The organism is Pseudomonas sp. JC1203 (assembly GCF_056175065.1).
Window position 1 is genome coordinate 108,444 of sequence record NZ_JBWCAM010000022.1, and the last position, 21,931, is coordinate 130,374.

The 21,931-nt window shown below is 60.7% G+C and carries 18 protein-coding genes and 2 tRNA genes; 19 read left to right on the forward strand and 1 reads right to left on the reverse strand.

All coding sequences use genetic code 11. The features are described 5' to 3' along the window. The first annotated feature begins 360 nt into the window (after positions 1-360). From carA to AC0SZ7_RS26865, 4 genes are all read left to right on the forward strand, one after another. Positions 361-1,497 (forward strand): glutamine-hydrolyzing carbamoyl-phosphate synthase small subunit, encoded by a 1,137-nt coding sequence (gene carA, locus AC0SZ7_RS26850; RefSeq protein ID WP_475507213.1) that lies wholly within the window; start codon positions 361-363, stop codon positions 1,495-1,497. Positions 1,498-1,634: 137 nt separating this feature from the next. Next, complete coding sequence (gene carB, locus AC0SZ7_RS26855; protein ID WP_475507214.1) at positions 1,635-4,856, forward strand: carbamoyl-phosphate synthase large subunit; 3,222 nt, start codon at positions 1,635-1,637, stop codon at positions 4,854-4,856. After that, positions 4,853-5,329 (forward strand): transcription elongation factor GreA, encoded by a 477-nt coding sequence (gene greA / locus AC0SZ7_RS26860; protein ID WP_455922498.1) that lies wholly within the window; start codon positions 4,853-4,855, stop codon positions 5,327-5,329. The genes carB and greA overlap by 4 nt, the downstream gene beginning before the upstream one ends. A gap of 16 nt (positions 5,330-5,345) precedes the next feature. After that, positions 5,346-5,753, forward strand: a complete 408-nt coding sequence (locus tag AC0SZ7_RS26865) for an MFS transporter (protein ID WP_475507228.1) — start codon at positions 5,346-5,348, stop codon at positions 5,751-5,753. A gap of 12 nt (positions 5,754-5,765) precedes the next feature. On the opposite strand, the gene AC0SZ7_RS26870 is transcribed toward AC0SZ7_RS26865, so the two are convergent. After that, a complete protein-coding gene (locus tag AC0SZ7_RS26870; RefSeq protein ID WP_475507215.1) occupies positions 5,766-6,074 on the reverse strand; it encodes a YhbY family RNA-binding protein in 309 nt (102 codons plus the stop codon). Positions 6,075-6,175: 101 nt separating this feature from the next. Between AC0SZ7_RS26870 and rlmE the strand changes: the two genes are divergently transcribed. The 15 genes from rlmE (at position 6,176) to pnp (ending at position 21,470) form a co-directional block, all read left to right on the forward strand. Continuing rightward, positions 6,176-6,799, forward strand: a complete 624-nt coding sequence (gene rlmE, locus AC0SZ7_RS26875) for a 23S rRNA (uridine(2552)-2'-O)-methyltransferase RlmE (RefSeq protein WP_475507216.1) — start codon at positions 6,176-6,178, stop codon at positions 6,797-6,799. Positions 6,800-7,018: 219 nt separating this feature from the next. Beyond that, positions 7,019-8,926, forward strand: coding sequence for an ATP-dependent zinc metalloprotease FtsH (gene ftsH / locus AC0SZ7_RS26880; protein WP_475507217.1), 1,908 nt, complete (start codon positions 7,019-7,021; stop codon positions 8,924-8,926). Positions 8,927-8,934: 8 nt separating this feature from the next. After that, positions 8,935-9,786 (forward strand): dihydropteroate synthase, encoded by an 852-nt coding sequence (gene folP / locus AC0SZ7_RS26885; RefSeq protein WP_475507218.1) that lies wholly within the window; start codon positions 8,935-8,937, stop codon positions 9,784-9,786. 16 nt (positions 9,787-9,802) lie between these two features. Further along, the gene (gene glmM, locus AC0SZ7_RS26890; protein ID WP_473005337.1) at positions 9,803-11,143 is read left to right on the forward strand and encodes a phosphoglucosamine mutase; all 1,341 of its coding nucleotides are present in this window, start codon (positions 9,803-9,805) and stop codon (positions 11,141-11,143) included. A gap of 65 nt (positions 11,144-11,208) precedes the next feature. Next, positions 11,209-11,964, forward strand: coding sequence for a triose-phosphate isomerase (tpiA, locus tag AC0SZ7_RS26895; RefSeq protein WP_475507219.1), 756 nt, complete (start codon positions 11,209-11,211; stop codon positions 11,962-11,964). Positions 11,965-11,968: 4 nt separating this feature from the next. After that, entirely contained in the window at positions 11,969-12,352 is a 384-nt protein-coding gene (secG, locus tag AC0SZ7_RS26900) for a preprotein translocase subunit SecG (protein WP_475507220.1), read from the forward strand. 22 nt (positions 12,353-12,374) lie between these two features. Then, a tRNA-Leu gene (locus tag AC0SZ7_RS26905) sits at positions 12,375-12,460 on the forward strand. Positions 12,461-12,558: 98 nt separating this feature from the next. Then, positions 12,559-12,635, forward strand: a tRNA-Met gene (locus tag AC0SZ7_RS26910). A gap of 131 nt (positions 12,636-12,766) precedes the next feature. Beyond that, positions 12,767-13,225 (forward strand): ribosome maturation factor RimP, encoded by a 459-nt coding sequence (gene rimP, locus AC0SZ7_RS26915; RefSeq protein WP_475507221.1) that lies wholly within the window; start codon positions 12,767-12,769, stop codon positions 13,223-13,225. A 59-nt stretch (positions 13,226-13,284) separates the two neighbouring features. Beyond that, entirely contained in the window at positions 13,285-14,766 is a 1,482-nt protein-coding gene (gene nusA, locus AC0SZ7_RS26920) for a transcription termination factor NusA (RefSeq protein WP_027981880.1), read from the forward strand. 27 nt (positions 14,767-14,793) lie between these two features. Then, positions 14,794-17,292: a translation initiation factor IF-2 gene (gene infB, locus AC0SZ7_RS26925; RefSeq protein ID WP_475507222.1), complete on the forward strand. Its 2,499-nt coding sequence runs from the start codon at positions 14,794-14,796 to the stop codon at positions 17,290-17,292. 109 nt (positions 17,293-17,401) lie between these two features. Further along, complete coding sequence (rbfA, locus tag AC0SZ7_RS26930) at positions 17,402-17,803, forward strand: 30S ribosome-binding factor RbfA (RefSeq protein ID WP_475507223.1); 402 nt, start codon at positions 17,402-17,404, stop codon at positions 17,801-17,803. 3 nt (positions 17,804-17,806) lie between these two features. Beyond that, the gene (truB, locus tag AC0SZ7_RS26935; RefSeq protein WP_475507224.1) at positions 17,807-18,724 is read left to right on the forward strand and encodes a tRNA pseudouridine(55) synthase TruB; all 918 of its coding nucleotides are present in this window, start codon (positions 17,807-17,809) and stop codon (positions 18,722-18,724) included. 117 nt (positions 18,725-18,841) lie between these two features. Further along, entirely contained in the window at positions 18,842-19,111 is a 270-nt protein-coding gene (rpsO, locus tag AC0SZ7_RS26940; protein ID WP_158157548.1) for a 30S ribosomal protein S15, read from the forward strand. Positions 19,112-19,364: 253 nt separating this feature from the next. Then, positions 19,365-21,470: a polyribonucleotide nucleotidyltransferase gene (gene pnp, locus AC0SZ7_RS26945; protein WP_416422409.1), complete on the forward strand. Its 2,106-nt coding sequence runs from the start codon at positions 19,365-19,367 to the stop codon at positions 21,468-21,470. The last annotated feature ends 461 nt before the right edge of the window (positions 21,471-21,931 follow it).

Consider the following 21,931-nt stretch of genomic DNA (forward strand, 5'->3'; position numbering starts at 1 on the left):
TTGTAGCAGCTGCCACAGGCTGCGTCCTGTCGCCGCACCGTGTGGCGGCCGGACGCAGCCTGCGGCAGCTGCTACGAGTTGCCGGGGGCGAAAAAGCTCGCTGGCGAGCCTGCTCCCACGTACAATTGCGGCTCCAAACCCCGTTTCCACCCCGCCACGCGATTCCTTGTCGCATTCCTCTGCCTTTCAGGCTCATTGGCGGTAGATAAAAAAATCATTTTTCTGTAAGCTACAGCTTTAGTGTGTCCACTAAAAGCGCGCAGATAATTCGATTAAGAAGCGGGGTGACGTGTCTATACGTCATTCCGCTTTTTTACAACCTGCGATCGCCCTTTCAGGTTTTATTTACGGGAGGTCTTCTTGACTAAGCCAGCCATACTTGCCCTTGCTGATGGCAGCATTTTTCGCGGTGAAGCCATTGGCGCCGACGGCCAGACTGTCGGTGAGGTGGTGTTCAACACCGCAATGACCGGCTATCAGGAAATTCTCACCGATCCTTCCTATGCCCAGCAAATCGTTACCCTGACCTACCCGCACATCGGCAACACCGGCACTACCGCCGAAGACGCCGAGTCCAACCGCGTGTGGTCCGCCGGCCTGGTCATCCGTGACCTGCCGCTGGTTGCCAGCAACTGGCGCAACACCCAGCCACTGGATGAATACCTGAAGGCCAACAACGTCGTTGCCATCGCCGGTATCGACACCCGTCGCCTGACCCGCATCCTGCGTGAGAAAGGCGCCCAGAACGGCTGCATCATGGCCGGTGACAACATTTCCGAAGAAGCTGCCATCGCCGCTGCTCGCGCCTTCCCAGGCTTGAAAGGCATGGACCTGGCCAAGGAAGTGACCACCAAGGAAGCCTACCAGTGGCGCTCCAGCGTCTGGAACCTGGCCACCGATAGCCACCCGGAAATCGCTGACAGCGAACTGCCGTACCACGTGGTTGCCTACGACTACGGCGTCAAGCTGAACATCCTGCGCATGCTGGTAGAGCGCGGCTGCCGCCTGACCGTGGTACCGGCGCAAACCCCGGCTGCCGACGTGCTGGCCCTCAACCCCGATGGCGTGTTCCTGTCCAACGGCCCGGGCGACCCCGCGCCATGCGACTACGCTATCCAGGCCATCAAGGACGTGCTGGAAACCGAGATCCCGGTATTCGGTATCTGCCTGGGTCACCAGCTGCTGGCCCTGGCCTCCGGCGCCCAGACCGTGAAGATGGGCCACGGCCACCACGGTGCCAACCACCCGGTCCAGGACCTGGACACCGGCGTCGTGATGATCACCAGCCAGAACCACGGCTTTGCCGTTGACGAGGCTACCCTGCCAGGCAACGTGCGGGCGATCCACAAGTCGCTGTTCGACGGTACCCTGCAGGGCATCGAGCGCACCGACAAGAGCGCGTTCAGCTTCCAGGGCCACCCTGAAGCCAGCCCAGGCCCGAACGACGTGGCCCCGCTGTTCGACCGCTTCATCGACGCCATGGCCAAGCGCCGCTGAGTGAAGCTGTTGGAAGCGTAATGCGCGCCGTGCAGGCCCCGCGTAAAGCGGAGACAGCCTGCCCGGCGCCGCCAAAGAATGTTCAAGGCGGCTCGCCCCAGGGCCTGCCGACTGACCTGCGGATTTGAGTGACAACCATGCCAAAACGTACAGACATAAAAAGCATCCTGATTCTCGGCGCCGGCCCCATCGTGATCGGCCAGGCCTGTGAATTCGACTACTCCGGCGCCCAGGCCTGCAAAGCCCTGCGCGAAGAGGGTTACCGCGTCATCCTGGTGAACTCCAACCCGGCCACCATCATGACCGACCCGGACATGGCCGACGCTACCTACATCGAGCCGATCAAGTGGCAGACCGTTGCCAAGATCATCGAGAAAGAGCGCCCGGACGCCGTGCTGCCAACCATGGGTGGCCAGACCGCCCTGAACTGCGCCCTGGACCTGGAGCGCGAAGGCGTCCTGGAGAAGTTCGGCGTGGAAATGATCGGTGCCAACGCCGACACCATCGACAAGGCTGAAGACCGTTCGCGTTTCGACAAGGCGATGAAATCCATCGGCCTGGCGTGCCCGCGTTCCGGTATCGCCCACAGCATGGAAGAAGCCAACGCGGTCCTCGAGACCCTGGGCTTCCCGTGCATCATCCGTCCGTCGTTCACCATGGGCGGCACCGGTGGCGGTATCGCTTACAACCGTGAAGAATTCGAAGAAATCTGCGCCCGTGGCCTGGACCTGTCGCCGACCAAGGAACTGCTGATCGACGAATCGCTGATCGGTTGGAAAGAGTACGAGATGGAAGTGGTCCGCGACAAAAAGGACAACTGCATCATCGTCTGCTCCATCGAGAACTTCGACCCGATGGGCGTGCACACCGGTGACTCGATCACCGTTGCCCCGGCACAGACCCTGACCGACAAGGAATACCAGATCCTGCGTAACGCCTCCCTGGCGGTACTGCGCGAGATCGGCGTGGAAACCGGCGGTTCGAACGTACAGTTCGGTATCTGCCCGAACACTGGCCGCATGGTCGTGATCGAGATGAACCCGCGCGTGTCGCGTTCCTCGGCACTGGCTTCGAAGGCCACCGGCTTCCCGATCGCCAAGGTCGCGGCCAAGCTGGCCGTGGGTTACACCCTGGACGAACTGCAGAACGACATCACCGGCGGCAAGACCCCGGCGTCCTTCGAGCCGTCCATCGACTACGTCGTCACCAAGCTGCCACGTTTCGCCTTCGAGAAATTCCCGAAAGCCGACGCGCGCCTGACCACCCAGATGAAATCCGTGGGTGAAGTCATGGCCATCGGCCGTACCTTCCAGGAATCCCTGCAGAAAGCCTTGCGCGGCCTGGAAGTGGGTGTTTGCGGCCTGGACCCGAAAGTCGAGCCAAGCAACCCCGAGTTCCACAGCATCCTGAAGCGCGAGCTGACCGTGCCGGGCGCCGAGCGCATCTGGTATGTGGCCGACGCTTTCCGTTCGGGCATGACCTGCGACGAAATCTTCGCCCTGACCATGATCGACCACTGGTTCCTGGTGCAGATCGAAGACCTGATCAAGGACGAAGAGCGCGTCAAGACCCTGGGCCTGGCCGACATCGACAAGGCCTTGATGCTGAAACTCAAGCGCAAGGGCTTCTCGGACCAGCGCCTGGCCAAGCTGCTGGGTGTTACCGACAAGAACCTGCGTCGTCACCGCCACAAGCTGGAGATCTTCCCGGTCTACAAGCGCGTTGACACCTGCGCCGCCGAGTTCGCCACCGACACCGCCTACCTGTACTCCACGTACGAGGAAGAGTGCGAGGCCAACCCGTCGACCCGCGACAAGATCATGATCCTGGGCGGTGGCCCGAACCGTATCGGCCAAGGCATCGAGTTCGACTACTGCTGTGTACACGCTGCCCTGGCGCTGCGTGAAGATGGTTACGAAACCATCATGGTCAACTGCAACCCGGAAACCGTGTCCACCGACTACGACACTTCCGACCGCCTGTACTTTGAGCCGTTGACCCTGGAAGACGTGCTGGAAGTGGTGCGCGTCGAGAAGCCGAAAGGCGTGATCGTCCAGTACGGCGGCCAGACCCCGCTGAAACTGGCTCGTGCCCTGGAAGAAGCTGGCGTGCCGATCATCGGTACCAGCCCTGACGCCATCGACCGCGCTGAAGACCGCGAGCGCTTCCAGCAGATGGTTCAGCGCCTGAACCTGCTGCAGCCGCCAAACGCCACCGTGCGTAGCGAAGAAGAAGCCATCCGCGCCGCTGGCGTGATCGGCTACCCGCTGGTGGTGCGCCCGTCGTACGTACTGGGCGGCCGTGCGATGGAAATCGTCTACGAGCTGGAAGAGCTGAAACGCTACCTGCGCGAAGCGGTACAAGTGTCCAACGACAGCCCGGTGCTGCTGGACCACTTCCTCAACTGCGCCATCGAGATGGACGTGGACGCAGTCTGCGACGGCACCGACGTGGTGATCGGCGCGATCATGCAGCACATCGAGCAGGCCGGTGTTCACTCCGGTGACTCCGCGTGCTCGCTGCCACCGTACTCGCTGCCTGCCCACGTGCAGGACGAAGTGCGCGAGCAGGTCAAGAAAATGGCCCTGGAACTGGGCGTTGTCGGCCTGATGAACGTGCAGCTGGCCCTGCAGGGCGACAAGATCTACGTGATCGAAGTCAACCCGCGTGCCTCGCGTACCGTACCGTTCGTGTCCAAGTGCATCGGCACTTCCCTGGCCATGATCGCTGCCCGCGTGATGGCCGGCAAAACCCTGAAAGAGCTGGGCTTCACCAAGGAAATCATTCCTAACTTCTACAGCGTGAAAGAGGCGGTCTTCCCGTTCGCCAAATTCCCTGGCGTAGACCCGATCCTGGGCCCAGAGATGAAGTCCACCGGTGAAGTCATGGGTGTCGGCGACACCTTCGGCGAAGCCTTCGCCAAGGCCCAGATGGGCGCCAGCGAAGTGCTGCCTACCGGCGGTACTGCGTTCATCAGCGTGCGTGACGACGACAAGCCACTGGTGGCCGGTGTTGCCCGCGACCTGATCGCCCTGGGCTTCGAAGTGGTTGCCACCGCTGGCACCGCGCGCGTCATCGAAGAAGCCGGCCTGAAAGTACGCCGTGTGAATAAAGTGACCGAAGGCCGCCCGCACGTGGTCGACATGATCAAGAACGACGAAGTCACCCTGATCATCAACACCACCGAAGGCCGCCAGTCGATCGCTGACTCCTACTCCATCCGTCGCAACGCGCTGCAGCACAAGATCTACTGCACCACGACCATTGCTGCTGGCGAAGCGATCTGCGAAGCGTTGAAGTTCGGTCCTGAAAAGACCGTGCGTCGCTTGCAGGATCTCCACGCAGGATTGAATGCATGATCAAATACCCCATGACCGTCCAGGGCGCTCGCGCCCTGGAGGAAGAGCATACTCACCTGACCAAGGTGGTGCGCCCCAAGCTCAGCCAGGACATCGGCACTGCCCGGGAACTGGGTGACCTGAAGGAAAACGCCGAGTACCACGCTGCCCGCGAACAGCAGGGCATGGTCGAGGCGCGCATCCGTGACATCGAAGGCCGCCTGCAGAACGCAGTGGTCATCGACGTCACCACCATCGAGCACACCGGCAAGGTGATCTTCGGCACAACCGTCGAAATCGCCAACGTCGAGACCGACGAGCGCGTCACGTACCAGATCGTTGGTGAAGACGAAGCTGACATCAAGTCGGGCAAGCTGTCGGTAGGTTCGCCTATCGCCCGTGCCCTGATCGCCAAGGAAGAAGGCGACGTGGTTGTGGTCAAGACGCCCGGTGGCGTGATCGAGTACGAGATTGTCGAAGTCCGCCACATTTGAGAAGCGTCGCCCGTTCATGGCGGGCGCGATCATCTGGCAGCTTGCCCAGGTACTCTGGGTGGGCGGCCTGTGGTTCCTGCAACTGGGCGTGATGCCGGCGTTGACCCATATTGGGTTGGCACCGGTGCTCATCCAGGATGTGGGGGCGCAAATGACGGCGCTGCTGGTAGGTTTCTGTGCGTTTTGCGTGGTATTGCAGGCGTTGGTGCTGATCAATGGCCTGGGCTTCGCAGCCCTGTGGCGTGACTCGCGTGGACAGTTGCTGTCCATGGCCTTGATGGCTGCCGCGTTGTACGGCGTGGTGACAGTCGGGGCGCTTGACCCGCTGCGTTGGCAGATATTCTGCTACCTGGCGCTGGGCCTTACGGGCCTGGCGCTGGTGCTGCAACCGGTGCCGGCCAGGGCGCGCCAGGCGCGCCACTGACCGTCGCGGCCATCACTTGAAGCGATGGATGTTCGACAGCTGCTTGTTTGGCTGCGGATTACGGCGGTACATCAGCGCTTTCTTGCCGATGGTCTGCACCAGCTCGGCGCGGCCAGCCTTGCACAGTTCGGCAATGGTGGCGGCACGTGCTTCGCGATCTTCGGAGCGAATTTCGACCTTGATCAATTCGTGATCAACGAGCGCGCGCTCAAGTTCATCGAGAACTCCCTCAGTCAGGCCATTGCCTGCCACAATCAGAACTGGTTTCAGATCGTGGCCAATGGATTTGTACTGTTTCTTCTGCTCGTTAGTGAGCGGCATAATCTGACCCTTTGTTTGGATTTTGCAAAAATGGCGGCCATTTTACCCGAGGGCCCGTGGATCCGCCCAATTAATCACGACCCTTATCATCGAGGTGCCCAATGGCGCGTTCCAAGACAAGCCTTGGTTGGCTGAAAGAACATTTCAACGATCCTTACGTCAAAAAAGCGCAGAAGGACGGTTACCGCTCGCGCGCAAGCTACAAGCTGCTCGAGATCCAGGAAAAGTACCGCTTGATCCGCCCCGGCATGAGCGTGATCGACCTGGGCGCAGCGCCTGGTGGTTGGTCGCAGGTGACCAGCCGTCTGATCGGTGGCCAGGGCCGCCTGATCGCGTCCGACATCCTGGAAATGGACAGTATCCCCGACGTTACCTTCATTCAGGGTGACTTCACCGAAGACTCGGTACTGGCACAGATTCTCGAAGCGGTTGGTAATTCGCACGTGGACCTTGTGATTTCGGATATGGCCCCCAATATGAGTGGTACACCCGAAGTGGACATGCCCAAGGCCATGTTCCTGTGTGAACTGGCGCTTGACCTGGCAGGCCGGGTACTCAAGCCCGGTGGCGACTTCGTTATCAAGATTTTCCAGGGCGAAGGCTTCGATCAATACCTCAAGGACGCGCGCAAGAAGTTCGACAAGGTGATCATGCTCAAGCCTGACTCTTCACGTGACCGCTCCCGCGAGCAGTACATGATGGGCCGTGGTTTCAAGGGCGAGTAAGACCAGGCCCGGGCAGGTGACGGGGTACCCGATAGTTTTTTCCAATCGGGGCTCCTGACTGGCCGGGATGAACATCGTGTAGTCTAGTTTTCACAAAGGGTTACAGACGGCACCTGCAGACATGTGGGTTATGTAGTAAGTTAGGCTGGTGATTATCATGCGAAGCACGCCTGCGCGGGTTGCGGGTAGCAGGCTTCAGAGGGTAGCGAATTGAACGATATGGCAAAGAATCTGATCCTGTGGTTGATCATTGCGGCCGTGCTGGTGACGGTGATGAACAACTTCTCCAGCCCCAACGAGCCTCAGACCCTCAACTATTCCGACTTCATCCAGCAGGTCAAGGATGGCAAGGTCGAGAAAATTACCGTTGATGGCGTGGTCATCACCGGCAAGCGCAACGATGGCGACAGCTTCAAGACCATCCGTCCGAACATTGCCGACAACGGCCTGATCGGCGACCTGGTCGACAACCACGTGGCCATCGAAGGCAAGCAGCCAGAGCAGCAGAGCATCTGGACCCAATTGCTGGTCGCCAGCTTCCCTATCCTCGTCATCATCGCGGTGTTCATGTTCTTCATGCGCCAGATGCAGGGCGGTGCGGGTGGCAAGGGCGGGCCCATGAGCTTCGGCAAGAGCAAGGCGCGCCTGCTGTCCGAAGACCAGGTCAAGACAACATTGGCTGACGTCGCCGGTTGCGACGAAGCCAAGGAAGAAGTGGGCGAGCTGGTCGAGTTCCTGCGCGACCCGGGCAAGTTTCAGCGCCTGGGCGGCCGTATCCCGCGTGGCGTGCTGATGGTCGGCCCGCCAGGTACCGGCAAGACCCTGCTGGCCAAGGCCATCGCGGGCGAAGCCAAGGTGCCGTTCTTCACCATTTCCGGTTCCGACTTCGTGGAAATGTTCGTGGGTGTCGGTGCCAGCCGTGTGCGCGACATGTTCGAGCAGGCCAAGAAGCACGCACCGTGCATCATCTTCATCGACGAGATCGACGCCGTTGGTCGCCACCGTGGCGCCGGCATGGGTGGCGGTCACGACGAGCGTGAGCAAACCCTCAACCAGCTGCTGGTAGAGATGGACGGCTTCGAGATGAACGATGGCATCATCGTCATCGCTGCTACCAACCGTCCTGACGTGCTCGACCCTGCGCTGCTGCGCCCGGGCCGTTTCGACCGCCAGGTGGTGGTTGGCCTGCCGGACATTCGCGGCCGTGAGCAGATCCTCAAGGTGCACATGCGCAAGGCGCCACTGGGTGACGACGTCAACCCGGCCGTCATCGCGCGTGGTACCCCGGGCTTCTCCGGTGCCGACCTTGCCAACCTTGTGAACGAGGCGTCGCTGTTCGCTGCGCGCAACGGCAAGCGCATCGTAGAGATGAAGGAATTCGAGCTGGCGAAAGACAAGATCATGATGGGCGCCGAGCGCAAGACCATGGTCATGTCCGAGAAAGAGAAGCAGAACACCGCTTACCACGAAGCCGGTCACGCCATCGTTGGCCGTATCGTGCCCGAGCACGACCCGGTCTACAAAGTGTCGATCATCCCGCGTGGCCGCGCCCTGGGCGTGACCATGTTCCTCCCCGAGGAAGACCGCTACAGCCTGTCCAAGCGTGCGCTGATCAGCCAGATCTGCTCGCTGTACGGTGGCCGTATCGCCGAGGAGATGACCCTGGGCTTCGACGGTGTCACCACCGGCGCGTCCAACGACATCATGCGTGCCAGCCAGATCGCCCGGAACATGGTCACCAAATGGGGCCTGTCCGAGAAGTTGGGCCCGTTGCTGTACGCCGAAGACGAAGACCAGGGTTACCTGGGGCGTGGCGGCGGCGGTGCGAACTCCAGCGTCTCGGGTGAAACCGCGAAGATGATCGACCTGGAAGTGCGCAGCATCATCGACCAGTGCTATGGCACGGCGAAGCAGATCTTGACCGACAACCGCGACAAGCTGGACGCCATGGCGGACGCCTTGATGAAGTACGAGACCATCGATGCCGATCAGATCGACGACATCATGGCTGGCCGCACCCCACGCGAACCGCGTGACTGGTCGGGCGGCTCGGGTTCTACCGGCACGCCAGTGCCGCGGGACGACCGTCCCGAGAGCCCGATTGGCGGTCCTGCAGCTCAACACTAAGGCCTGACATGACTTCACAGCAGTACCCAACCCGGTTGCCTTGCGGCAACCGGGTTCTTGATTTAAGCCGTACCCATGTCATGGGTATCCTCAATGTCACCCCCGATTCCTTCTCCGACGGCGGCCGCTTCAACCAGCTCGATGTGGCCCTGCGCCATGCCGAGGCGATGGTGGCAGCCGGGGCGACGCTGATCGACGTCGGTGGCGAGTCCACCCGGCCCGGTGCACGCGTTGTCACGCCGCTGGAAGAGTTGGAGCGCGTTGCCCCGGTGGTGGAAGCCATCGCCCGGGAAATCGACGTGATCATCTCGGTGGACACCTCCACGCCTGCCGTCATGCGCGAAACTGCGCGGGTAGGCGCCGGGTTGATCAACGACGTGCGCTCGCTGCAGCGCGACGGTGCCCTGGATGCGGCGGCGGCCACTGGCCTGCCCGTGTGCCTGATGCACATGCTGGGCGAGCCGGGCGACATGCAGGACAACCCGCGCTACGACAACCTGGTGGGCGAGGTGACGCAGTTCCTCGACGAACGCATGCAGGCCTGTGCGGCGGCGGGCATCCCGGCCGAGCGCATCATCCTCGACCCGGGGTTCGGCTTCGCCAAGACCCATGAGCACAACCTCAGCCTGTTCAAGCATATGCAGGCCCTGGATGCCCTTGGGCGGCCCCTGCTGGTGGGTGTGTCGCGCAAGAGTATTGTCGGCCTGGCGTTGGGTCGGCCGGTGTCTGAACGCCTCTACGGCAGCCTGGCGCTCGCTGCGCTGGCCATGTTCAAGGGCGCAAGGATCCTTCGCGTGCACGATGTGGCGGAAACCGCCGACGTCGTACGCATGATCACAGCGGTCGAAACCGCTGAATAAGAATGACGGAGCACACATGAGCAGAAAATATTTTGGCACCGACGGCATTCGCGGTCGTGTCGGGGAATACCCCATTACGCCTGACTTCATGCTCAAGCTGGGCTGGGCGGCGGGCATGGCCTTCCGCAAGATGGGCGCCTGCCGCGTATTGGTCGGCAAGGACACGCGCATCTCCGGCTACATGTTCGAATCGGCCCTGGAAGCCGGCCTCTCGGCCGCCGGTGCCGACGTGATGCTGCTGGGCCCGATGCCTACCCCGGCCATCGCCTACCTGACGCGCACCTTCCACGCCGAAGCCGGCATCGTCATCAGTGCCTCGCACAACCCCCATGACGACAACGGCATCAAGTTCTTCTCGGGCCAGGGCACCAAGCTGCCGGACGAGATCGAACTTATGATCGAAGAGCTGCTGGACGCGCCGATGACCGTCGCCGAGTCGAGCAAGCTGGGCAAGGTGTCGCGCATCAACGACGCAGCCGGCCGCTACATCGAATTCTGCAAGAGCAGCGTGCCTACCAGCACCGACTTCGCCGGCCTCAAGCTGGTGATCGACTGCGCCCACGGTGCCACCTACAAGGTTGCCCCGAACGTGTTCCGCGAGCTGGGCGCCCAGGTCACTGTGCTGTCGGCAGCGCCCGACGGCCTGAACATCAACGACAACTGCGGTTCCACCCACATGGAGGCGCTGCAGGCTGCCGTGCTGGTGGGCCATGCCGACCTGGGCATCGCCTTCGATGGCGACGGCGACCGCGTGTTGATGGTCGACCACACCGGCGCCATCGTCGATGGTGACGAGCTGCTGTTCATCATCGCCCGCGACCTGCACGAGCGCGGCAAGCTGCATGGCGGCGTGGTCGGCACGCTGATGAGCAACCTCGGCCTGGAGCTGGCCCTGGAAGAATTGTCGATTCCGTTCACCCGTGCCAACGTCGGCGACCGCTACGTGATGGCCGAGCTCAAGGAGCGCGAGTGGCAGCTGGGTGGCGAGAACTCCGGCCACATCGTCTGCTGCCAGCACACCACCACCGGTGATGCGATTATCGCCGCGCTGCAGGTGCTGTTGTCGCTCAAGCGCCGTGACGAGACGCTGGCCCACGCCCGCCACGGGTTGCGCAAGTGCCCGCAGGTGCTGCTCAATGTGCGTTTCGCGGGGGGTGACGTCAACCCCATCGAGCACCCTTCGGTACAGCAGGCGTGCGAGCGCGTGACCCAGGCCATGGCCGGTCGCGGGCGCGTGTTGCTGCGCAAATCCGGGACCGAGCCGCTGGTGCGAGTGATGGTGGAAGGTGACGACGAAAAGACCGTGCACGGCTACGCCGAAGAGCTCGCAAAAGTTGTTAGTGAAGTTTGCGCCTGATACGGCTTGCCAGTAGTCGTTTGGTTGGGTAACATCTGCGCCCACTTTGACCGACGAGGTACAGCATGCGTCGCCCTATGGTAGCTGGTAACTGGAAAATGCACGGTACCCGCGCCAGCGTCGCTGAGCTGCTCAAGGGCCTTGTAAATGAGGCCCTGCCTGGCGGTGTTGATGTGGTGGTATTTCCACCCGCCCTGCATGTCGAACGAGTGATCGACGGCCTGCAAGGTGCATCGATTGAAGTAGGTGCGCAGAACTGCGCAACGCAAACCGGGCAAGGTGCCCTGACCGGCGAGGTTTCGTCGACTCAGTTGGCTGATGCCGGTTGCAGGCTTGTGTTGATCGGCCACTCCGAACGCCGCCAGATTATCGGTGAGCAGGACGAAGTGCTGGTTCGCAAGTTCGAGGCAGCTCAGGCAGGTGGCTTGATTCCGGTGCTGTGCATCGGTGAGACCCTGGCAGAGCGCGAAGCCGGCAAGACCCTGGAAGTGGTAGGGCGCCAGCTGAGCAGTGTCATCGATGCCCTGGGCATTGGTGCCTTTGCCAACGCGGTAGTCGCTTATGAGCCTGTATGGGCCATCGGCACTGGTCTGACGGCAACGCCAGAGCAGGCGCAGGATGTGCACGCAGCCATTCGCGCACAACTGGCAACAGAGAATTCTGAGGTCGCACAAGGCGTGCGGCTTCTATACGGCGGCAGCGTGAAGGCGGCCAATGCGGCTGAGCTGTTCGGCATGCCGGATATAGATGGGGGGCTCATTGGTGGAGCCTCCTTGAATGCAGATGAGTTCGGTGCGATCTGTCGCGCCGCGGGAAACTGAGAAGATGCTGGAAACAGTCGTAGTCGTGTTTCATCTGCTGGCTGCCCTGGGTGTAGTTGCCCTGGTTTTGCTGCAGCAGGGTAAAGGTGCGGACGCTGGCGCGTCTTTCGGAGCAGGTGCATCAAATACTGTGTTCGGAAGCCAAGGTTCCTCTACCTTTCTTAGTAAGTTTACTGCTATACTTGCCGCAGGTTTCTTCATAACCAGCTTGGGGTTAGGATACTTTGCTAAAGAGAAAGCTCACCAGCTGACTCAAGTAGGGTTACCCGCTCCGGCCGCAGTTGAAGCGCCAAAGCAAAAGCCGGCCTCAGATGATGTACCGGTGCTTCAAGAGCAAAAGACTGATGTGAATTCCACTGACGTACCTCCCGCTCAAGAGCAGAAGTAAAAAGGGTTTCAAACGTAGTATTGCCGAGGTGGTGGAATTGGTAGACACGCAACCTTGAGGTGGTTGTGCCCATAGGGTGTAGGGGTTCGAGTCCCCTTCTCGGTACCATTTATTCAGGAGAGCCCGCAACAGCGGGCTTTCTTGTCGGTGGAAGTGTGCGATTGACCCAAAAGGGTATCAGACGTATACTTTTGCCCCAGCTTTGTCGCGGGATGGAGCAGTCTGGTAGCTCGTCGGGCTCATAACCCGAAGGTCGTTGGTTCAAATCCAGCTCCCGCAACCAGTTTTACTGGAGCCCCTTTTACAGGGGCTTTTTGTTAGCTGAAAAGATCATAGCGCCGGTATTCAACGGCGTTTCAGGGATGGGCGCTTCGCCCATTTTTTATTTGCATAAGCATGCACGAGGGGGTTCAGGTGTCGAGCAAGCTAGAACAGTTGCAGGCCTTGCTGGCCCCGGTGGTCGTGGCCCTAGGCTATGAATGCTGGGGTATCGAGTTCTCGGCTCAAGGCCGTCACTCAATGTTGCGCGTCTATATCGACAAAGAAGGCGGTGTGCTGGTGGATGACTGCGCCATTGTCAGTCGTCAAATCAGCGGGGTTCTCGACGTAGAAGACCCTATCGCTGTCGAGTACACCCTTGAAGTTTCTTCTCCAGGCATGGAACGCCCGCTGTTCACCCTTGAACAGTTCGCCAAGTATGCCGGGGACCAAGTGAAGATTAAGCTGCGCTCCCCCTTCGAAGGGCGTCGCAACTTTCAGGGCCTTCTCCGCGGGGTGGAGGAGCAGGACGTCGTGGTGCAGGTGGATGACCATGAATTCCTGCTGCCGATCGATATGATCGACAAGGCCAACATTATTCCCAGTTTTGACTGAGACGTGCCAGATACTGCGGATCCCGCGGATCCGATGGCTTGCGAAAGGCGAGGCGTACGATGAGCAAAGAAGTACTGCTGGTTGTTGAGTCGGTATCCAACGAAAAGGGTGTACCGGCCGGCGTAATATTCGAAGCGCTGGAGATTGCTCTGGCAACCGCTACCAAGAAGCGCTTCGAGGATGAAGTGGACCTGCGTGTGGAAATCAACCGCCACACCGGTGCCTATGAAACTTTCCGTCGCTGGGCAGTGGTCGAGGATGAAGACCTGGACGACCCGGCGATCGAGCTGGCTGTCGACCAGGCCCAGGCCAAGAAGCCGGGCGCCGTTGCCGGCGACGTGATCGAAGAGAAGATCGAGTCGATCGAATTCGGTCGCATTGCAGCACAGACTGCCAAGCAGGTGATCGTCCAGAAAGTTCGTGAAGCCGAGCGCGCCCAAGTGGTTGACGCCTATCGCGAACGCCTGGGCGAGATCATCTCCGGTACTGTTAAGAAGGTTACCCGTGACAACGTCATCGTGGACCTTGGCAACAACGCCGAAGCCCTGCTGGCCCGCGAGGACATCATTTCTCGCGAAACTTTCCGGGTAGGTGTGCGCCTGCGTGCACTGCTCAAGGAAATCCGCACCGAGAACCGCGGTCCGCAGCTGATCCTGTCGCGTACAGCGCCAGAAATGCTGATCGAACTGTTCCGCATCGAAGTGCCGGAAATTGCCGAAGGCCTGATCGAAGTGATGGCTGCGTCCCGTGACCCGGGTTCGCGCGCCAAGATTGCGGTCCGCTCCAAGGACAAACGCATCGACCCACAAGGTGCCTGCATCGGTATGCGCGGTTCGCGCGTCCAGGCGGTATCGGGTGAATTGGGCGGTGAGCGTGTGGATATCGTCCTGTGGGATGACAACCCCGCGCAGTTCGTGATCAACGCGATGTCCCCAGCTGAAGTGGCGGCGATCATTGTCGACGAGGATGCCCATGCAATGGACATCGCTGTCGGCGCTGACAATCTGGCTCAGGCCATTGGTCGTGGTGGTCAGAACGTACGTTTGGCCAGCCAGCTGACTGGCTGGACCCTGAACGTGATGACCGAATCGGACATCCAGGCTAAGCAGCAAGCAGAAACCGGCGACATCCTGCGCAACTTCATCGACGAGCTGGAAGTCGACGAAGAGCTGGCACAGGTGCTGGTTGATGAAGGTTTCACCAGCCTGGAAGAGATTGCCTACGTACCGTTGGAAGAAATGCTCAACATCGACGGCTTTGACGAGGACATCGTCAACGAGCTTCGCGCTCGTGCCAAGGATCGCCTGTTGACCAAAGCCATCGCTACAGAGGAAAAGCTGGCAGACGCCCATCCGGCCGAAGACCTGCTCTCGCTTGAGGGTATGGACAAGGATTTGGCGATGGAACTGGCGGTGCGCGGCGTAATTACCCGCGAAGACCTGGCCGAGCAGTCTATTGATGATCTGCTCGACATCGACGGCATTGACGATGATCGTGCCGGCAAGTTGATCATGGCCGCCCGAGCCCACTGGTTCGAGTAAGTAGGCGCGGCCTGAGGAGAGAAGTGCATGACGCAAGTCACGGTGAAAGAACTGGCCACAGAGGTCGCCGCACCGGTAGAGCGCCTGTTACAGCAGATGCGTGAGGCAGGTCTGCCGCACACCGACGCCGGACAAGTTGTGACCGATAATGAGAAGCAGGCTCTGCTGGCTCATTTGAAAAGCAGCCACAAGGCTAAAGCGGAAGAACCGCGCAAGATTACCTTGCAGCGCAAGACCACCAGCACCCTGCGTGTGGCTGGCAGCAAGAGCATCAGCGTAGAAGTACGCAAGAAGAAAGTATTCGTGCAGCGCAGCCCTGAAGAAATTCAGGCCGAGCAGAAGCGCGAGCTGGAAGAGCGCCGTGCAGCCGAAAACGCTGCGCGTCAGAAAGCCGATCAGGAAGCTGCCCGTCAACGTGCCGAAGAAGAAGCACGTCGTCCTGCCGCACCTGCGTCGGCTGCTGCCCCGGCACCTGCCGTGGAAGCGCCTGCCGCCGCCGATGTAGCCGTTGCCCCGGCGCCGGTTGCCGACCGCAAGAAAGACGAGCCGCGTCGCCCGGACAAACCGCGCAACGACGACAGCCGCCGCAACGATGGCGAGCGCAAGAACGCGCCGCATCGTGCTTCGGTCAAGGAAAAAGAGAAAGCGCCGACTCCACGTGCCGCTCCACGCACCACCGACGAGGAAAGCGATGGCTTCCGTCGCGGCGGTCGTGGCAAGGGCAAGCTGAAGAAGCGTAACGCCCACGGCTTCCAGAACCCTACCGGTCCTGTGATTCGTGACGTGCAGATTGGCGAGACCATCACTGTCGGCGACCTGGCCGCACAGATGTCGGTCAAGGCTGCCGAAGTCATCAAGTTCATGTTCAAGCTGGGTACCCCGGCCACCATCAACCAGGTACTGGACCAGGAAACTGCCCAGCTGGTTGCTGAAGAACTGGGCCACAAGGTCACCCTGGTCAGCGACACCGCCCTGGAAGACTCCCTGGCCGAATCGCTGAAGTTCGAAGGTGAAGCGTTCTCCCGTGCGCCAGTCGTGACCGTAATGGGCCACGTTGACCACGGTAAGACCTCGCTGCTGGACTACATCCGTCGTGCCAAGGTAGCTGCTGGCGAAGCCGGCGGTATCACCCAGCACATCGGTGCGTACCACGTTGAAACCGACCGTGGCATGGTGACCTTCCTCGACACCCCTGGTCACGCCGCGTTTACCGCCATGCGTGCCCGTGGTGCCAAGGCCACCGACATCGTCATCCTGGTAGTTGCTGCCGACGACGGCGTGATGCCGCAGACCATCGAAGCCGTACAGCACGCTGTTGCTGCTGGCGTGCCGCTGGTTGTCGCAGTGAACAAGATCGACAAGCCGGGTGCAGACCTGGACCGTATCCGCAGCGAGCTGTCGGTACACGGCGTGACCTCGGAAGAGTGGGGTGGTGACACTCCATTCGTACCGGTCTCGGCGAAGATGGGTACTGGCGTCGACGAGCTGCTGGAAGCCGTTCTGCTGCAAGCCGAAGTACTGGAACTGAAGGCAACCCCTTCGGCCCCAGGCCGCGGCGTGGTAGTTGAATCGCGTCTGGACAAGGGCCGCGGCCCGGTTGCCACCGTGCTGGTTCAAGACGGTACCCTGCGCCAAGGCGACATGGTACTGGTCGGTTCGAACTACGGCCGTGTACGTGCCATGCTCGACGAGAACGGCAAGCCGATCAAGGAAGCAGGTCCGGCCATTCCGGTCGAGATCCTGGGCCTGGACGGTACCCCGGACGCTGGCGACGAGATGAGCGTGGTTGCCGACGAGAAGAAAGCCCGTGAAGTGGCTCTGTTCCGTCAAGGCAAGTTCCGCGAAGTCAAGCTGGCCCGTGCTCACGCCGGCAAGCTGGAAAACATCTTCGAGAACATGGGCCAGGAAGAGAAGAAGACGCTCAACATCGTCCTCAAATCCGACGTCCGTGGTTCGCTGGAAGCTTTGCAGGGCGCTCTGAACGGCCTGGGCAACGACGAAGTGCAAGTGCGCGTTGTGGGTGGCGGCGTAGGTGGTATCACCGAATCCGACGCCAACCTGGCACTGGCCTCCAATGCAGTACTGTTCGGCTTCAACGTGCGTGCCGATGCCGGCGCGCGCAAGATCGTCGAGCAGGAAGGTCTGGATATGCGTTACTACAACGTGATCTACGACATCATTGAAGACGTCAAGAAAGCCCTGACCGGTATGCTCGGCAGCGACGTTCGCGAGAACATCCTGGGTATCGCCGAAGTGCGTGACGTGTTCCGTTCGCCGAAGTTCGGTGCTATCGCTGGTTGCATGGTCGTCGAAGGTACCGTTTACCGGAACCGTCCGATCCGTGTACTGCGCGAAGACATCGTTATCTTCGAAGGCGAGCTGGAATCGCTGCGTCGCTTCAAGGACGACGCCTCGGAAGTCCGTGCCGGCATGGAATGCGGTATCGGCGTGAAGAGCTACAACGACGTCAAGGTCGGCGACAAGATCGAAGTCTTCGAGAAGGTCCAAGTGGCTCGTACGCTCTAATACGCGAGCTAGAGGAGTGCGCAGGGTTTGCCCTGGCACTCTAAACGCAACGCCCGGTCCGGCTCTCGCCTGGCCGGGCGTTTGCCGCTTCAGTTACAGGTAAGAATTCATGGCAAAAGAATACAGCCGTACCCAGCGCATCGGCGACCAGATGCAACGCGAGCTGGCGCAACTGATCCGCCGCGAGGTCAAGGACCCGCGCGTGGGCCTGGTGACCATCACTGCCGTCGACGTCAGCCGTGACGTGGGCCATGCCAAGGTGTTCATCACCGTCATGGGCCAGGACAGCGCCGAGGACATCAAGCAGACCATCAAGGTGCTGAACTCTGCCGCAGGCTTCCTGCGCGTGCACTTGGGCAAGGAAATGAAACTGCGCAGCGTGCCGCAACTGCATTTCCACTACGACGAAAGCGTCACCCGTGGCGCCCAGCTTTCCGCGCTGATCGAGCGTGCCGTGGCCGAAGACAGCCAGCACCAGGACGTCGCCAGCAAACCAGGCACCGAGGAGTAAGCGGTGGCTCAGGTCAAGCGTATCCGTCGTAACGTCAGCGGTATCATCCTGCTGGACAAGCCGTTGGGCTTCACCTCCAACGCCGCCCTGCAGAAGGTCCGCTGGCTGCTCAATGCCGAGAAGGCCGGCCACACCGGCAGCCTCGACCCGCTGGCCACCGGCGTGCTGCCGCTGTGCTTTGGCGAGGCCACCAAGTTCTCGCAATACCTGCTCGATTCCGACAAGGGCTACGAGACCGTCATGCAGATGGGCCAGACCACCACCACGGCAGACGCCGAGGGTGAGGTTTTGCGCACTCGAGATGTAACCGTTTGTCGCGGCGACATCGAAGCCGTTTTGCCACAATTTCGTGGTGAAATCAGTCAGATACCGCCGATGTACTCGGCTCTCAAGCGTGATGGCCAGCCGCTTTACAAGCTGGCACGTGCAGGGGAAGTAGTGGAGCGTGAACCGCGTTCTGTTACTATTGACCGGCTGGAATTGCTTGCCTTCGATGACACTCGTGCACGGCTGTCGGTAGGGTGCTCCAAAGGCACCTACATCCGTACCCTGGTCGAGGACATCGGTGAGCAATTGGGTTGTGGCGCCTACGTTGCAGAACTGCGTCGCACCCATGCTGGCCCCTTCACGTTGGCCCAGACGGTCACCCTCGAGGAACTCGAGCGCGTGCATGCCGAAGGCGGCAACGAGGCGGTGGACCAGTTCCTGATGCCTTCAGACAGCGGCCTGCTGGATTGGCCCCTGTTGCAGTTCTCCGAGCACAGTGCGTTCTACTGGCTGCACGGACAACCGGTACGCGCCCCCGACGCGCCGAAATTCGGCATGGTGCGGGTGCAGGATCACAACGGTCGCTTCATCGGTATCGGTGAAGTGAGCGAAGACGGGCGCATCGCGCCGCGTCGACTGATTCGGTCAGAATGACCGAACGAGGGTGGCTGTTAACAGGCACGGTTATCCCTCACTTTTAAATACGAGGATTTGTCCTCGGCCTGTTGGAAAGCCGGTCAAACGGTTTTCCTTAGTAATGGAGATGCCCTCATGGCACTTAACGTTGAAGAAAAAGCAAAGATCGTTGGTGAGTTCCAGCAAGCCGCTGGCGACACCGGTTCGCCAGAAGTGCAAGTTGCACTGCTGACTGCCAACATCAACAAGCTGCAAGGCCACTTCAAGGCCAACGGCAAAGACCACCACTCGCGTCGTGGCCTGATCCGTATGGTTAACCAGCGTCGTAAGCTGCTGGACTACCTGAAGGGCAAAGACACCACTCGTTACAGCGCCCTGATCGGCCGTCTGGGTCTGCGTCGCTAATAGCGGCCCGGGCTTGTGGTGTGCGCGGCGTGTTGCCTCCGTCGAATCCGGCGCCTGGCGCCGGAGCTGACGAACACGCCGTGCGTATCAATGAGGTTGGTTGACTGTCGTGCATCGGTGCCTAGGCGCTGATGCAGGGCAGGCTTCCAGCCTCAAGTTTTATCTGGACTGCCAAAGGGCCGATTCCCCTTGCTGCCCAAGAATTTCGCAAGAAACCAGTTCCCCCAGAGCAAACTGAAGAAGGTAGGAAACCGTGAACCCGGTAATCAAGAAGTTCCAGTTCGGTCAATCGACCGTAACCCTCGAGACTGGCCGTATTGCCCGTCAAGCCTCCGGCGCCGTCCTGGTCACCGTCGACAACGACGTGACCGTGCTGGTCACCGTTGTAGGCGCCAAGCAAGCTGATCCAGGCAAGGGCTTCTTCCCCCTGTCCGTGCACTACCAGGAAAAGACCTACGCCGCCGGCAAGATCCCTGGTGGTTTCTTCAAGCGTGAAGGCCGTCCTTCCGAGAAAGAGACCCTGACTTCGCGCCTGATCGACCGTCCGATCCGCCCGCTGTTCCCTGAAGGCTTCATGAACGAAGTCCAGGTGGTCTGCACCGTGGTGTCCACCAGCAAGAAGACCGATCCGGACATCGCTGCGATGATCGGTACCTCGGCAGCCCTGGCCATCTCCGGTATTCCTTTCGAAGGCCCGATCGGCGCCGCGCGCGTTGCTTTCCACGAAAGCACCGGCTACCTGCTGAACCCAACCTACGAGCAACTGGCTGCCTCGAGCCTGGACATGGTCGTGGCCGGTACTTCCGACGCCGTGCTGATGGTTGAATCGGAAGCCAAAGAGCTGACCGAAGACCAGATGCTGGGTGCCGTGCTGTTCGCCCACGACGAATTCCAGGCCGTCATCAAGGCTGTCAAAGAGCTGGCCGCCGAAGCTGCCAAGCCTACCTGGGCCTGGGCGCCGCAAGCCGAAGCCACCGAACTGCTGGGCGCTATCCGTGCCGAGTTCGGCGCTGCGATCTCCGACGCCTACACCATCACCGTCAAGGCCGACCGCTACGCTCGCCTGGGCGAGCTGAAGGACCAGGTCGTTGCCAAGCTGTCCGGTGAAGAAGGCCAGCCTTCTGCCAGCGACGTCAAAGCTGCATTCGGCGAAATCGAATACCGCACCGTTCGCGAAAACATCGTCAACGGCAAGCCACGTATCGACGGCCGCGACACCAAGACCGTGCGCCCGCTGAACATCGAAGTCGGCGTGCTGCCGAAGACCCACGGTTCGGCCCTGTTCACCCGTGGCGAAACCCAGGCCCTGGTCGTTGCGACCCTGGGTACTGCCCGTGACGCACAGCTGCTGGACACCCTGGAAGGCGAGAAGAAAGACCCCTTCATGCTGCACTACAACTTCCCTCCGTTCTCGGTAGGCGAGTGTGGTCGCATGGGCGGTGCTGGCCGTCGCGAAATCGGCCACGGCCGTCTGGCCCGTCGTTCGGTCCAGGCCATGCTGCCTGCCGCTGACGTGTTCCCGTACACCATCCGCGTTGTTTCGGAAATCACCGAATCCAACGGTTCCAGCTCCATGGCTTCGGTGTGCGGTGCATCCCTGGCCCTGATGGACGCCGGTGTACCGATGAAGGCACCGGTTGCCGGTATCGCCATGGGCCTGGTCAAGGAAGGCGAGAAGTTCGCTATCCTGACCGACATCCTGGGTGACGAAGACCACCTGGGCGACATGGACTTCAAGGTGGCCGGTACTGCCAAGGGCGTTACTGCCCTGCAGATGGACATCAAGATCAACGGCATCACCGAAGAGATCATGGAAATCGCCCTGGGCCAGGCCCTGGAAGCGCGCCTGAACATCCTCGGCCAGATGAACCAGATCATTGGCCAGTCGCGTACCGAACTGTCGGAAAACGCGCCTACCATGATCGCCATGAAGATCGACACCGACAAGATCCGTGACGTCATCGGTAAAGGCGGCGCCACCATCCGCGCCATCTGCGAAGAAACCAAGGCTTCGATCGACATCGAAGACGACGGTTCGATCAAGATCTTCGGCGAAACCAAGGACGCGGCCGAGGCTGCCAAGCAGCGCGTGCTGTCGATCACTGCCGAGGCCGAGATCGGCAAGATCTACGTGGGCAAGGTCGAGCGTATCGTCGACTTCGGCGCCTTCGTCAACATCCTGCCTGGCAAGGACGGTCTGGTTCACATCTCGATGCTGAGCGACGCTCGCGTAGAGAAAGTGACCGACATTCTGAAAGAAGGTCAGGAAGTTGAAGTACTGGTGCTGGACGTGGACAACCGCGGCCGTATCAAGCTGTCCATCAAGGACGTAGCTGCAGCAAAAGCTTCCGGCGTGTAATTAGCCGATAGCAAAAAAGGGCCCTTCGGGGCCCTTTTTTATGCCCCTAAAAACGCCGCGGACTGCCTTTGACCTTGATCCTGTGCGGCCTTTGATCTTGATTGTGTGCCCCATAAAGCGCCAGGGCCGACTGGAGGCGTTGGTCGAGCGGTCCCTGGCGTAGCCGGGGAAGACGGAACCGGAGGCGCTTCTATTCCGGGCCGTCGGCCGCTTGGGCGACGCCGGAGGGAGGGGACCCGCAGCGAAGCGTAGGGACCAAGCAGGGGCAAGCCTTTTTTGGTTACTTTTTGACTGGGCCGGCACACCGGGCGTTTGTCAAAAAGTGACCCGGCGTTGAACTGACCCCCGAATGTTGGACACCTGACCTCGCCGGAGGGTGTTCAATGACGAAGTACGACCGATCGCTCAAACAATCACTGATTGAGGAATGTCTGTCTGCGGGCAGTGTTCATGAGGTGGCA